The organism is Pseudomonas sp. S4_EA_1b, from assembly GCF_016307435.1.
GTDB classification, from domain to species: Bacteria; Pseudomonadota; Gammaproteobacteria; order Pseudomonadales; family Pseudomonadaceae; genus Aquipseudomonas; species Aquipseudomonas rhodesiae.
On record NZ_JAEILC010000026.1, the window covers coordinates 177,984 to 191,271 of the forward strand.

14 protein-coding genes are annotated in these 13,288 nt (G+C 60.9%); 8 read left to right on the forward strand and 6 right to left on the reverse strand.

Translation table 11 applies throughout. From position 1 onward, the window contains the following. The first annotated feature begins 205 nt into the window (after positions 1–205). The 7 genes from YA0848_RS09640 to YA0848_RS09670 all read left to right on the forward strand — a co-directional run bounded on the left by YA0848_RS09640 (position 206) and on the right by YA0848_RS09670 (position 7,886). A complete protein-coding gene (locus YA0848_RS09640; protein ID WP_034095630.1) occupies positions 206–1,342 on the forward strand; it encodes a branched-chain amino acid ABC transporter substrate-binding protein in 1,137 nt (378 codons plus the stop codon). A 183-nt stretch (positions 1,343–1,525) separates the two neighbouring features. Further along, on the forward strand, positions 1,526–2,440 hold the full coding sequence (locus YA0848_RS09645) for an ABC transporter permease subunit (protein ID WP_034095631.1): 915 nt from the start codon (positions 1,526–1,528) through the stop codon (positions 2,438–2,440). A gap of 3 nt (positions 2,441–2,443) precedes the next feature. Next, positions 2,444–3,721 carry a high-affinity branched-chain amino acid ABC transporter permease LivM gene (gene livM / locus YA0848_RS09650; RefSeq protein ID WP_034095632.1) on the forward strand — a complete coding sequence of 426 codons (1,278 nt, stop codon included), beginning with the start codon at positions 2,444–2,446 and terminating at the stop codon, positions 3,719–3,721. Next, entirely contained in the window at positions 3,718–4,593 is an 876-nt protein-coding gene (locus YA0848_RS09655) for an ABC transporter ATP-binding protein (protein WP_034095633.1), read from the forward strand. The genes livM and YA0848_RS09655 overlap by 4 nt, the downstream gene beginning before the upstream one ends. Further along, positions 4,590–5,306 carry an ABC transporter ATP-binding protein gene (locus YA0848_RS09660; protein WP_034095634.1) on the forward strand — a complete coding sequence of 239 codons (717 nt, stop codon included), beginning with the start codon at positions 4,590–4,592 and terminating at the stop codon, positions 5,304–5,306. Before YA0848_RS09655 ends, YA0848_RS09660 begins: the two co-directional genes overlap by 4 nt. Before the next feature lie 706 nt (positions 5,307–6,012). Further along, a complete protein-coding gene (locus YA0848_RS09665; protein ID WP_034095635.1) occupies positions 6,013–6,777 on the forward strand; it encodes an SDR family oxidoreductase in 765 nt (254 codons plus the stop codon). Between the two features lie 203 nt (positions 6,778–6,980). After that, the gene (locus tag YA0848_RS09670) at positions 6,981–7,886 is read left to right on the forward strand and encodes a cation diffusion facilitator family transporter (protein WP_184315984.1); all 906 of its coding nucleotides are present in this window, start codon (positions 6,981–6,983) and stop codon (positions 7,884–7,886) included. Here the strand turns inward: YA0848_RS09670 and YA0848_RS09675 are convergent. From YA0848_RS09675 to ureE, 5 genes are all read right to left on the reverse strand, one after another. Beyond that, a complete protein-coding gene (locus YA0848_RS09675; protein WP_099313067.1) occupies positions 7,858–8,976 on the reverse strand; it encodes an AGE family epimerase/isomerase in 1,119 nt (372 codons plus the stop codon). The two genes, YA0848_RS09670 and YA0848_RS09675, sit on opposite strands and share 29 nt — an antisense overlap. Positions 8,977–9,440: 464 nt before the next feature. Beyond that, positions 9,441–10,013, reverse strand: coding sequence for a HupE/UreJ family protein (locus YA0848_RS09680; protein WP_169902900.1), 573 nt, complete (start codon positions 10,011–10,013; stop codon positions 9,441–9,443). 22 nt (positions 10,014–10,035) lie between these two features. Further along, complete coding sequence (gene ureG, locus YA0848_RS09685) at positions 10,036–10,650, reverse strand: urease accessory protein UreG (protein ID WP_034095639.1); 615 nt, start codon at positions 10,648–10,650, stop codon at positions 10,036–10,038. 39 nt (positions 10,651–10,689) lie between these two features. Continuing rightward, entirely contained in the window at positions 10,690–11,364 is a 675-nt protein-coding gene (locus YA0848_RS09690; RefSeq protein WP_034095640.1) for an urease accessory protein UreF, read from the reverse strand. Further along, the gene (gene ureE, locus YA0848_RS09695) at positions 11,361–11,861 is read right to left on the reverse strand and encodes an urease accessory protein UreE (RefSeq protein WP_034095641.1); all 501 of its coding nucleotides are present in this window, start codon (positions 11,859–11,861) and stop codon (positions 11,361–11,363) included. The genes YA0848_RS09690 and ureE overlap by 4 nt, the downstream gene beginning before the upstream one ends. Positions 11,862–12,138: 277 nt before the next feature. On the opposite strand from ureE, the gene YA0848_RS09700 reads away from it, so the two are divergent. Next, positions 12,139–12,645: a C40 family peptidase gene (locus tag YA0848_RS09700; protein ID WP_123479640.1), complete on the forward strand. Its 507-nt coding sequence runs from the start codon at positions 12,139–12,141 to the stop codon at positions 12,643–12,645. 5 nt (positions 12,646–12,650) lie between these two features. Here YA0848_RS09700 and YA0848_RS09705 read toward each other — a convergent pair whose 3' ends face one another. After that, entirely contained in the window at positions 12,651–13,283 is a 633-nt protein-coding gene (locus YA0848_RS09705) for a TetR family transcriptional regulator (protein ID WP_034095642.1), read from the reverse strand. Positions 13,284–13,288: the final 5 nt, after the last annotated feature.

Genomic DNA, 13,288 nt, shown 5'->3' on the forward strand with positions numbered 1-13,288 from the left:
GTACCTTTTCGGGCTTGCGGTTGCGCCTGCGCGCGCCAGGGGGTTGCACGTCCTGGCGAGCGGAGCCGAAACACCTGTAATAACAATGACACCGTGTCTTTTTGAAGAATAAAAACGTAATGGCACGAGGCTTGCTCTGAGCTTTCGGTGAAAGGTTTGAATGCAAGTTGTCGTGCCAATAATCAAAAATATCGGAGCACCACTCATGTCCCAGACGTTTTACAAGAAAGGCTTTCTTGCTCTCGCCGTTGCAGCGGCGCTGGGTGTTTCTACGTTTGTTCAAGCTGATGTGAAGATCGGCGTAGCGGGGCCGATGACCGGCGCCAACGCGTCGTTCGGTGAGCAGTATATGAAGGGTGCCCAGGCAGCGGCCGACGCCCTGAACAAGACTGGCGGTATCAACGGCGAGAAAATCGTGCTGGTAGCCGGTGACGACGCATGCGAACCCAAGCAAGCCGTGGCCGTGGCCAACCGCCTGGTGGACCAGGACAAAGTGATTGGCGTGGTCGGGCACTTCTGCTCGTCGAACACCATCCCCGCGTCCGAGGTGTACGACGAGGCCGGCGTGATCGCAATCACCCCAGGCTCCACCAACCCCCAAGTGACCGAGCGCGGCTTGGGCGCCATGTTCCGTATGTGCGGGCGTGACGACCAGCAAGGCATCGTGGCCGGCGACTACATCGTTGATGTGCTCAAGGGCAAGAAAGTCGCGGTGATCAACGACAAGGACACCTACGGTAAAGGTCTGGCCGACGCCACCTCGGCGCAGTTGACCAAGCGTGGCGTCAAGCCGGTGCTGGAAGAAGGCCTGACCCGCGGCGAGAAAGACTTCAGCGCCCTGGTCACCAAGATCCGTTCCACCGGTGCCGACGTCGTGTACTTCGGCGGCCTGCACCCGGAAGCCGGCCCGCTGGTGCGCCAGTTGCGTGAGCAGGGTCTCAAGGACGTCAAGTTCATGTCCGATGACGGTATCGTCACCGACGAGCTGGTGGCCACTGCCGGTGGCGCGCAATACGTCGACGGCGTGTACATGACCTTCGGTGCCGACCCGCGTCTGCTGCCGGACAGCAAGGCCGTGGTGGAAGAGTTCCGCAAAGCGGGCTACGAGCCGGAAGGCTACACCCTGTATGCCTACGCCTCGCTCCAGGCCCTGGCCGCCGGCTTCAATGGCGCCAAATCCAACAAAGGCGAAGACGCGGCCAAGTGGCTCAAGGCCCACCCGGTCAAAACCGTGATGGGCGAGAAGAACTGGGATGCCAAAGGCGACCTGAAAGTCTCCGACTACGTGGTTTACCAGTGGGATAAAGACGGCAAATACCATCAGTTGGAAAAGCAGAAGTAATCCATGTGAGAGGGGGCTTGCCCCCGATAGCGGTGTGTCAGTCAACGGTTGTCTAGCTGACCCACCACATCGGGGGCAAGCCCCCTCCAACATTGGGACTGCGTTGTGATTGAGATCTGACTTTTCCTCCAGAAGCGCCGCGCACCTCCGGGTGTGCAGGTGCTCACCGCGTGAGATTGCGTTATGGATGGTATTTTCCTGCAGCAACTGGTCAACGGCCTGACCCTCGGGTCGGTCTATGGCCTGATCGCCATCGGCTACACAATGGTCTATGGCATCATTGGCATGATCAACTTCGCCCACGGCGAGGTTTATATGATTTCCGCTTACCTCGCGGCGATCAGTCTGGCACTGCTGGCTTACTTCGGCATCGAATCCTTCCCGCTGCTCATTCTCGGCACCTTGATCTTTACCGTGGTCGTCACTGGCGTTTACGGGTGGGTCATCGAACGTGTCGCCTATAAACCGCTGCGCAACTCCACCCGACTGGCGCCGCTGATCAGTGCCATCGGCATCTCATTGATCCTGCAGAACTACGCACAGATCGCCCAGGGCGCCAAGCAGCAAGGCGTGCCGACGCTGCTCGCCGGCGCATGGCGTGTGGATATCGGCACCGGCTTCGTGCAGCTCACCTACACCAAGGTGTTCATCCTGCTGGCGGCCTTCGCCGGCATGGCATTGCTCACCTACGTCATCAAGTACACCAAGCTCGGCCGCATGTGCCGCGCCACTCAGCAAGACCGCAAAATGGCCTCGATCCTGGGGATCAACACCGACCGCGTGATCTCCTACGTGTTTGTGATCGGTGCCGCCATGGCGGCCCTGGCCGGCGTATTGATCACCCTCAACTACGGCACGTTCGACTTCTATGCCGGCTTCATCATCGGCATCAAGGCGTTTACCGCAGCGGTACTCGGCGGCATCGGCTCCCTACCTGGGGCGATGCTCGGCGGGATCATCCTCGGGATCTCCGAATCGCTGTTCTCGGGGTTGATCAACTCTGACTACAAAGACGTGTTCAGTTTCTCCCTGCTGGTGGTGATTCTGATTTTCCGTCCTCAGGGCCTGCTGGGTCGTCCGCTCGTGGCTAAGGTGTAAAACATGTCTGCTGCCAAACCCATCGATATCAAGAAAAGTGTCGTCGATACGGTCCTTGCCGGGCTGATTTCGCTGATCGTGTTCGGTCCGATCGTCGGCGTGGTCCTCGACGGCTACAGCTTCAACCTGGAACCCGCCCGTGTGGGCTTGCTGGTCGCCATTGTGATGGTCGGCCGCTTTGCCATGAGCCTGTTCCTGCAAACCCCCAAGGGCGTGAAGATCCTGCAGGGCTTCGAAAGCAGTGGCTCCGGCGTGCATGTGCTGGCACCGGACTACAAATCGCGGCTGCGCTGGATCATTCCGGCGTTGATCGTGATCGCCATCGTGTTCCCGATCTTTGCCAACAAGTACTTGTTGACCGTGGTGATCCTCGGGCTGATCTACGTGTTACTGGGCTTGGGCCTGAACATCGTGGTTGGCCTGGCCGGGCTGCTCGATCTGGGTTATGTGGCGTTCTACGCCATCGGGGCCTACGGTCTGGCGCTGGGTTACCAATACCTGGGCCTGGGCTTCTGGTCGGTGCTGCCATTGGCGGCCGTCGCTGCGGCGTTGGCGGGGTGTATCCTCGGCTTCCCGGTGTTGCGCATGCACGGCGACTACCTGGCCATCGTGACCCTGGGCTTCGGTGAAATCATCCGGCTGGTGCTCAATAACTGGCTGTCGTTCACCGGCGGCCCGAACGGCATGCCCGTGCCTTCGCCGACCTTTCTGGGTCTGGAGTTCGGGCGCAGAGCGAAGGAGGGCGGGGTACCGTTCCACGAGTTCTTCGGCATCGATTACAACCCCAACATCAAGTTCATGTTCATCTACATCGTGCTGTTTTTGGTGGTGCTGGCTGTGCTGTACATCAAGCACCGCCTCACGCGCATGCCGGTGGGCCGCGCCTGGGAAGCCCTGCGCGAAGATGAGATTGCTTGCCGCTCCATGGGCCTGAACCACGTACTGGTCAAGCTCTCGGCGTTCACCATTGGCGCCTCGACGGCAGGTTTGGCCGGGGTGTTCTTTGCCAGCTATCAGGGGTTCGTCAACCCGTCGTCGTTCACCTTCTTCGAGTCGGCACTGATCCTGGCCATTGTGGTGTTGGGCGGTATGGGCTCGACGGTGGGCGTGGTGATCGCGGCGTTCGTGTTGACCGTGGCGCCGGAACTGCTGCGCAGTTTCTCCGAGTACCGTGTATTGCTGTTCGGGGTGTTGATGGTGGTGATGATGATCTGGCGACCGCGCGGTTTGATCCGCATCAGCCGTACCGGCGTGACACCACGTAAAGGAGTGGCGCCATGAGCAAGGAAGTTGTGCTTTGCGTGGAACACCTGATGATGCACTTCGGTGGCATCAAGGCCTTGAGCGATGTGAGCCTCAAGGTCGAACGCAACTCGATCTTCGCCCTGATCGGCCCGAACGGCGCCGGCAAGACCACGGTGTTCAACTGCCTCACCGGTTTCTACAAAGCCAGTGGCGGCAAGATCGAGCTCAACGTGCGGGGCAAGCAGACCAATGTGATCCAACTGCTGGGCGAGCGCTTCCAGGCCACCGATTTTGTATCGCCGAAAAGCTTCCTCAGCCGCGTCTACTACAAGATGTTCGGCGGCACCCATCTGGTGAACCGGGCGGGGCTGGCGCGTACGTTCCAGAACATTCGCCTGTTCAAGGAAATGTCCGTGGTGGAAAACCTGCTGGTGGCCCAGCACATGTGGGTCAACCGCAATATGTTGGCGGGCATCCTCAACACCAAGGGCTACCGTAAGGCCGAGAGCGATGCCCTCGACCATGCGTTCTACTGGTTGGAAGTGGTGGACCTGGTGGACTGCGCCAACCGTCTGGCCGGCGAGCTTTCCTACGGCCAGCAGCGGCGCCTGGAAATCGCCCGGGCCATGTGCACCCGGCCGCAGATCATCTGCCTGGACGAGCCGGCGGCGGGCCTCAACCCTCAGGAAACCGAAGCTCTGAGCGCGATGATTCGCCTGTTACGCGACGAACACGACCTGACGGTGGTGCTGATTGAACACGACATGGGCATGGTGATGAATATTTCCGACCACATCGTGGTGCTGGACCACGGCAACGTGATCGCCGAAGGCGGGCCGGATGCGATCCGCAACGACCCGAAAGTGATCGCTGCTTACCTGGGCGCTGACGAAGAGGAGCTGGTATGAGTGCACCTATCCTCGAAATGAAGGAATTGGACGTGTTCTACGGCCCGATCCAGGCCCTGAAAAAAGTCTCGCTGCACATCAACGAAGGCGAAACCGTCAGCCTGATCGGCTCCAACGGTGCGGGTAAGTCCACACTGTTGATGTCGATCTTCGGCCAGCCTCGGGCCGAGTCCGGGCAGATCCTCTACAACGGCGTCGACATTACCCACAAGTCGTCCCACTACATCGCCTCCAACGGCATCGCGCAGTCGCCGGAAGGGCGGCGGGTGTTCCCCGACATGACCGTCGAGGAAAACCTGCTGATGGGCACCATCCCGATCGGTGACAAGTTCGCCAGCGAAGACATGCAGCGCATGTTCGAGCTGTTCCCGCGCCTCAAGGAGCGGCGTAACCAGCGCGCCATGACCATGTCCGGCGGCGAGCAGCAAATGCTCGCCATCGCCCGTGCGTTGATGAGCCGGCCCAAGTTGTTGCTGCTGGATGAACCGAGCCTGGGGCTGGCGCCGATTGTGGTGAAGCAGATCTTTTCCACCCTGCGCGAATTGGCGGCGACCGGGATGACAATCTTCCTGGTGGAACAGAATGCCAACCACGCGTTGCGTCTGTCGGACCGCGCCTATGTGATGGTCAACGGTGAGATTCGCCTGACCGGCACCGGCAAGGAGCTGTTGGTGAACGAGGAAGTGCGCAACGCCTATCTCGGCGGGCACTGAGGACGTGGGGGAGGGGGCAAGCTCCTCCCCGCATTTGTTTTGAGTGATCCACAAGGCTGATCCAAATTGTGGAAAACAAATCCAGCCTCCCTCCAAAGCGCGACATATAGCCGCCGCAAATCGCTGTTTTGTCACAGTTTTGACTTGTCCCCATCCACTGTGGAACCGGCTGTGGGTAACGTGGGAGTAGCTGGCTGAAAGCCTCTGTTTCCGCGGCCTGTAGCCTGGCGGTTGTTTTTTGAGCAGTGGTTTTTTCGTGAGCGTTCGAGGGGTTTGTCAACCTGTTTAAAGACACAGGTATATGACCGAATTATGTCCGTTAAGCCTGTGGATAAGTCTGTGATTAAACTCTGGAAAGACCTCCGCAGAGGCCGAAATAACTGGCCTGGAGCCATCGCGCGGATTTTTCAGCGTGTGTCGGGCCTACATAGGCCTCGCTGAAGGTCAAGCAAAATACTTTCCGAAACAGCCCGCAGCCCTTGTATACAGCGGGTTTGGCCGGTTTGAACTTGCCCCCAAAGACTGTGGGCGCAGCTGTGGATAACCTGCGTGCATATGGCTACAGGCTACGCAGTACAAGGGTTTGAGCCGAGTGATCATAAAATAACCAGTCATGCCGCAGTGCTTGCGCTTAGCGGTTGCCGCAACGGCGGTGGACGGGCATTCTGCTGGCTGATTTTTTCCCGTCGCTCGCAAGGAGAACACCATGTCCGACACGCTGTTTATTACTGGCGCCACTTCAGGTTTCGGCGAAGCCTGCGCTCGTCGCTTCGCCCAGGCTGGCTGGAAACTGGTGCTCACTGGCCGGCGTGCCGAGCGTTTGAATGCGCTGGTGGAAGAACTTTCCAAGCAGACCGAAGTGCACGGCCTGGTAGTGGACGTGCGTGACCGCAAGGGCATGGAAGACGCGATCGCTAACCTGCCGCCGTCGTTTGCCACCCTGCGCGGCTTGATCAACAACGCCGGCCTGGCGGTGGGCACCGACCCCGCGCCCAAGTGCAACCTGGACGACTGGGAAACCATGGTCGATACCAATATCAAAGGCCTGCTGACCACCACCCATCTGCTGCTGCCACGTTTGATCGCCCATGGCCGGGGCGCGGGCATCATCAACCTGGGCTCCATCGCCGGCAGCTACCCATACCCGGGCAGCCATGTGTACGGCGGCTCCAAGGCGTTCGTCAAACAGTTCTCCCTGAACCTGCGCTGCGACCTGCAAGGCACCGGCGTGCGCGTGACCAACATCGAGCCGGGCCTGTGCGAAAGCGAGTTCTCCCTGGTACGTTTTGGCGGTGACCAGGCGCGATACGACGCCACCTACGCCGGCGCCGAGCCGATTCAGCCGCAGGATATCGCCGACACTATTTTCTGGGTGCTCAACACTCCGGCGCACGTCAATATCAACCGCCTGGAGTTGATGCCGGTGAGCCAGAGCTGGGCTGGGTTTGCGATTGAGCGGGGGGCCAAGTAAGGCGTTAGACCGAGTCGCTGCTATCGGGGGCAAGCCCCCTCCCACACTCGACCGTGTTCACAAACCTAAGATGTGCACTGGTCAACTGTGGGAGGGGGCTTGCCCCCGATGGCGTCAAATCGGCCAAAACACGACATAAGGTACACTCCCTGTCTGAAAGCCCCTCCGTATCGTGCGGATTCAGGGTTTTGACGGGAGGCAATGTGAGTAACCGAGGTGAGCAGGCACTGCTCAAACAATCGACGATTCTGATGTTCGCAGTCGCGATCGCCGGGATTGTCACGGGTCTGATATCCGGCGCCCAATCCATTCTGTTCGACGGCTTTTTCTCGCTGATCGCCACCGCCATCAAGGTGCTGATGCTGATCACGGCCAAGCTGATCGCCAAGAAAAGCAACGAGCGTTTCCAATTTGGCTACTGGCACCTGGAACCCATGGTGCTGTTGATCGAAGGCAGTTTCCTGCTGCTGATCGCCATCTATGCATTCCTCAACGGCGTGTTCGGCATTATCAATGGCGGGCGCGAGGTCGAATTGGGCCTGGTGATCATCTACGCGGCGGTGTTTACCGTCGTCGAGTTCGGCTATTTCTTCTATGTGCGTTATCGCAACCGCGCACTGAAATCGTCGTTGATCCAGTTCGATAACATCAGTTGGCTGGTGGACGCGATGCTGTCGGTGGGGCTGCTGATCAGCTTTCTGGCCGCGCTGTTGCTCAAGTCCCAGGGCTATGGCGAATGGGCGGTGTATGTCGACCCCATGATCCTGATTCTGCTGGCCCTGAGCATGCTGGCGCCGGCGTTCAAGATCCTGCGCCCGGCGTTGCGCGACGTGCTGGGGATTGCGCCGGATCATCTGGACGACAAGGTGCGCGAGGTCATGGACGCCGCGACGGCGAGACATGGTTTCGAAGAGTACGTGTCGTACGTGCAGAAGCATGGACGCGCTCGGTTTATCGAAATCCATGTGGTGTTGCCAGCGGATTACCCGGTGGATAACGTTGCGACCCTCGACGGATTGCGCGAAGAGATATCCACAGGGCTCGGCACGCCGGATGCGGCGCGCTGGTTGACGATCAGCTTTACCGCAGATCGTAAGTGGATTGCGTAAGGCCCTGGTAGCAGGTGGCCAAGTGATACGGCGTGGTCGACGGCATGTCCCTTCGGCTCACGGCGCCATTGGCATCCAGGCATTCGTGCCAGCCTTTGTCGTGCAGGAAGTGCTGCTGCAGCGCCAGCAATTGGCGTTGCAACACCGCTTGGCTGTTGGGGCGCAGGGTCAGCGCGCGCAGGTATTCGGCCTGGGCCCAAATGCGTTGGGTGCCGTCGCGCACGCTGCCATCGAGGGCAAGCATGCCGCTGACCGCGCCGGTCACGTTATCCACACCCTTGAGTTCGGCATAGGCAAACGCCCGCGTCAGTGAGGCGTGCAACGGCGTACCGCGCAGCACATCCGACGATTCCAGCAAAAAGAACCATTCGAACTGGTGCCCGGGCTCAAACCAGTTATCCACAGCACCCAGCGGTTTTTCCATCATCACGCCGTGCTGGCGGTCGATGAAGCGCTGTTGCATAGCGGTTGCCAGGCTGAGCAGAGCGGCTTGCACGGTGGCGTCCTCACGCACCGCGAGGGTGGCCAGAAAGCCTTCGGCCAAATGCATCAACGGGTTCTGCAATGGGCCGGAATCGAGCGACGACCAGTTGCGCTCCAGTACGGCTTCGTACAGGCCGTCATTTGTGGCGAAGCGTTGCGCGACGACTTCCAGGGCCGCATTGAGTACCGATTCCACCAACGGTTCGCGCACCTTGGCCCAGTAATGGGCACAGGCGAAGATGATGAATGCGTGGGTGTAGAGGTCTTTGCGCATGTCCAGCGGCTGGCCGGCGGGGTCGATGCTGTAGAACCAGCCGCCGTGTTCGGCGTCGTGGAAGTGCCGCTGCAAGGAGCGAAACAACGCCGCTGCCCGCGCTGGGGCAAACTCGGCATCGGGTTGGCCGATCAGGCTGGCGAACAGATACAACTGCCGGGCGCAGGCCATGGCGCGGTAGCGTTGCGGCGGCAAAGGATGGTGATCGGCGTCCAGCGCCTCGTAAGGCAACGCCAGCTCGGCATTCCAGCCTGGGCCCTGCCACAGCGGCACGATCAGGTCATGGAAGTGGGTGAGCACGGTGTTCAAAGAGGGTTGGGAAGCGCTGGGCATTGGCTGGCGTCGTCACGGCAGAGGTGTAGGCGCGCATGGTAGCAGGCTTGGGTTCTGTGGTGTCTGTGGCACAGCTATCGGGGGCAAGCCCCCTCCCACCTTTTGATAGCGCTGCAGTCAAATGTGGGCAGGGGCTCGCCCCCGATGAGGCCTTCAGCCGTGCGGCCAATCAGCCCGCCAGCCACCAGACCCCTCCCACCGTTTGAGAGCGCTGCAGCCAAATGTGGGAGGGGGCTTGCCCCCGATGAGGCCTTTAGCCGCACTGCCAATCAGCCCGCCAGCCACCAGACCCCTCCCACCTTGTGATAGCGGCCAAATGTAGGAAGGGGCTTGCCCCCGATGAGGCCTTCAGCCGCGCTACCAATCAGCCTGCCAGCAACCAGAACCCTCCCACCTTGTGATAGCAATGCAGCCAAATGTGGGAGGGGGCTTGCCCCCGATGAGGCCTTTAGCCGCGCTGCAAATCAGCCCGCCAGCAACCAGACCCCAGTCGCCGCCGAAGCCGCCCCGGCCATTCGCACCAATGGCGCCGCCGCCGCCGGCAGGAAGCGCACCAGTGCATAACCGGCTGCGTGCAGTGCTGCCGTCGCGCCGACAAAACCGGCGGCGTATGCCCAAGGGCTGGACATCTCCGGCAGTTCCAGGCCATGGGCCACACCGTGAAACAGCGCAAACAACGCCGTGGCGGCGATCGCCATCAACAGCGGCGGCCGCACCGCCAGCGCCACGGCCAGGCCCAGGGCCAGCACCGAGGCGGCAATCCCGTTTTCCAGCGCCGGCAGTGCCAGGCCCTCGAAACCCAGCAGGCCGCCGATCAGCATCGTGCCCACAAACGTGCACGGCAGTGCCCAGCGCGCGGCGCCTTTCTGCTGGGCGGCCCAGAGGCCCACCGCCAGCATGGCCAGCAAATGATCGAGGCCGCCCAAGGGGTGGCTCATACCGGCCACCAGGCCGTTATCGCCGTGGCCGGGGTGGGCGAAGGCCAGCGCCGGAGCGAGAAGCAGGGCAGCGGTGGCAAAGAGTTTGTTGAGGCTCATAACTAGCTTCCTTGAAGAGAGATCAGGCGGCGGTCAGCAGACCCTGGCGTTCGATAAAGGCCACGATGTCGTCCAGGCCGACCCCGGTTTTTTGGTTGCTGAACACAAAGGGTTTACCGTTGCGCATGCGCTGGGTGTCGCTGTTCATCAGTTCCAGCGAGGCGCCGACCAAGGGGGCGAGGTCGATCTTGTTGATCACCAACAGGTCGGATTTGCAGATGCCCGGGCCGCCTTTGCGCGGCAGCTTGTCGCCGGCGGACACATCGATCACGTAGATGGTCAGGTCCGACAGTTCCGGGCTGAAGGTCGCCGACAAGTTATCCCCACCGGACTCCACCAGGATCAGGTCCAGGCCGGGGAAGCGGCGGTTGAGTTGATCCACCGCTTCGAGGTTGATGGAGGCGTCTTCACGAATCGCTGTGTGCGGGCAGCCGCCGGTTTCCACGCCGATGATGCGCTCGGGCGCCAAAGCCTGGTTGCGCACCAGAAAATCGGCGTCTTCGCGGGTGTAGATGTCGTTGGTGACCACCGCCAGGTTGTAGCGATCGCGCAGGGCGAGGCATAGGGCCAGGGTCAGAGCGGTCTTGCCGGAGCCTACCGGGCCGCCAATGCCGACGCGCAAGGGTTGTGTGTGCATGTGCTTCTCCGAAGTAAAGGGCGCCAAAATCTAAAGAACCTATGAACGAAACAGGCGGCTGTACTGGCGCTCGTGGGCCATGCACGCCAGGGACAGGCCAAACGCGGCGCTGCCGCAATGGTCGGGGTCGATGCGACTGGCGTCCTGCTGGGCTTGTTGCAACAGCGGCAGCAGTTCGCTGGTCAGGCGCTGGGCAGCTTGCTGGCCCAGGGGCAGGGTTTTCATCAGCACGGCCAATTGGTTTTCCAGCCAGCTCCACAGCCACGCGGCGAGGGCGTCTTCGGCGCTGATGCTCCAGGCGCGCGCGGCCAACGCCCAGCCAAGGGCCAGGTGTGGTTCGCTGAGGTGGTCGAGAAAGTGACGTGCGGCGGCGTCCAGTTCGGGCAATCCGTTGAGCAGTTGTTGCAGGGAATAGCCCATCTGCCGACTTTCTTGATACAGCTCGCGAGTCTCACGGCTGGCGCGGTGTTCTTCGCACAATTGCGTCAGCCGCGTCCAATCCTGAGCGGCGGCCGCCCGGCAGTGGGCGAGCAGCAAAGGCGCTTCGAAGCGCGCCAGGTTGAGCAGCAACTGGTCGCCGATCCAACGCCTGGCGCTGGCCGCATCGCAGACGCGGCCGTTCTCCACGGCCATCTCCAGGCCCTGGGAATAGCTGTAGCCGCCAATCGGCAATTGCGGACTGGCCAGACGCAGCAACGCCCAAGCTGGGTTCATAGACGCACGCCGAACTGATGCAGCTTGGGCGGGTAGTTGAAATCTTCATCGCCATGGCGCGAGTGGTGATGGCCGCCGCCGTAGGCACCGTGCTCCGGTTGAAAGGGCGCCTCGATGGTTTCGGTGTGGGCGCCTAGTTGTTCGAGCATGGCTTTGAGCACGTAATCGTCGAGCAGGCGCAACCAACCATGCCCGACCTGCAGCGCCACATGGCGGTTGCCCAGGTGATAGGCGGCGCGGGTCAGCTCATAAGCGCTGCTGCAGGTGACGTGCAGCAGCTGTTCAGGGCGTGCAGTGACGCGTACGACACGTCCGTCTTCCGCCTGTAGGCATTCGCCATCGTGCAGCGGCGGCTGGCCACGCTCCAGAAACAGGCCGACGTCTTCACCATCGGCACTGAAACAGCGCAGGCGGCTTTTGCTGCGCGCTTCGAAATTCAGCTGCAACTCAGCGGCCCAGAGGGCTTGGGGGGCAATTCGGCGATGGATCACCAGCATCAGAAAGCTTCCAGCTAGGGGCAATGAACCAGCTAGAGCAAGGGCCTTGCCAACCCCGCAAAAGCGTAGGAATTACCTGTAGGTGGGGAGGCGGCTGCCACCGAATGGGGCAGTGCTGCGCGCAGGAAGTGCCTCAAGATGGTGCGCCTGCCAGGGGCTTGCCCCGGACATGGGCGTTTTGGGATTTTTCCTACGGCATCACGGGATTCGGCGCTCAGCGCGCTACACGGCCGGTGATTAGGCTTTGCGCCGTGTTTAATCCGCTGCGATGTTCATCATGTTTAAGTCATTTTTATGTTCGTTTTTTATCGGCTTGTCGTTTGTTGTGTCGTCGGCTTCAGCCAACTATCAACCGCGTTCGACCCTCGGCGCGTCACTGCAAAGCCTGCCGTCTGCCTCGATTACCAATGTGATCGACCGGGCCCATGAATTGTTGGGCACACCTTATAAGTGGGGCGGCATGTCGGTGGAGCAAGGCTTCGATTGCAGCAGCTTGCTGGTCTACCTGTTCAAGACCCAAGCCAATATCCAGATCCCACGCACCACGGCGGCGATGCACCGTTCAACGGCCGCCACCATCCAGCGCAACGCCCTCAAACCCGGCGATGCGGTGTTTTTCAAGGGCAATGGTCGCGGGCAAGTCAGTCACGTAGGGCTTTACATTGGCGAGGGCAAATTCATTCACTCGCCCCGTACCGGCAAGAACGTACGCATCGACTCGTTGAGCAACAGTTATTGGAACAAGCACTACACCACCGCCAAGCGTTTCCACGCGGCGGGTTGATTGGTCTACTCGGTGCTGCCCAGCCCTTGCCAGTGCTTGAGGCCGATAAAGATAAAGCGCAGCTGTTGAGTGATCTTCGCCTGGGGCGTGAGGTGGGCCGGCAGCGCCTGGGCCGGAGGGTCGATGATATCGGGCAGGGTGGCGAACACGCTCTTGACGATCAGGTCGGCCATCACATGCAAGCCTTCGGCATTCAGGTGTTGCAGCTTTGGCATTAGCGTCAGGTCGGCCGCCAGGTCGCGGGTAATGTCTTCGCGCAGTGCGGCGATGGCCTGACGCACGGCCAGGCAGCCGCCATATTGCTCGCGGGCCAGGAACAGGAATTGCGAGCGATTGGCCGACACCACATCGAGAAAGATGCGTACGGAGGCATCGATGATGCCGCCCATGACGAATTCGTTATGGCGCACCAGGCGAATGGTGGCGCGGAAGGTCTGGCCGACTTCGCTGACCAGCACCAGGCCCAGTTGATCCATATCGGCAAAGTGTCGATAGAAGCCGGTGGGGACAATGCCGGCCGTCTTGGCCACTTCGCGCAGGCTCAAGCTGCCAAACCCACGGCCGCACTCCATCAGATGACGAGCAGCGTCCATCAGGGCAAGGCGGGTCTGTTGCTTTTGTTCGGCACGGGGCAGCATGGGCG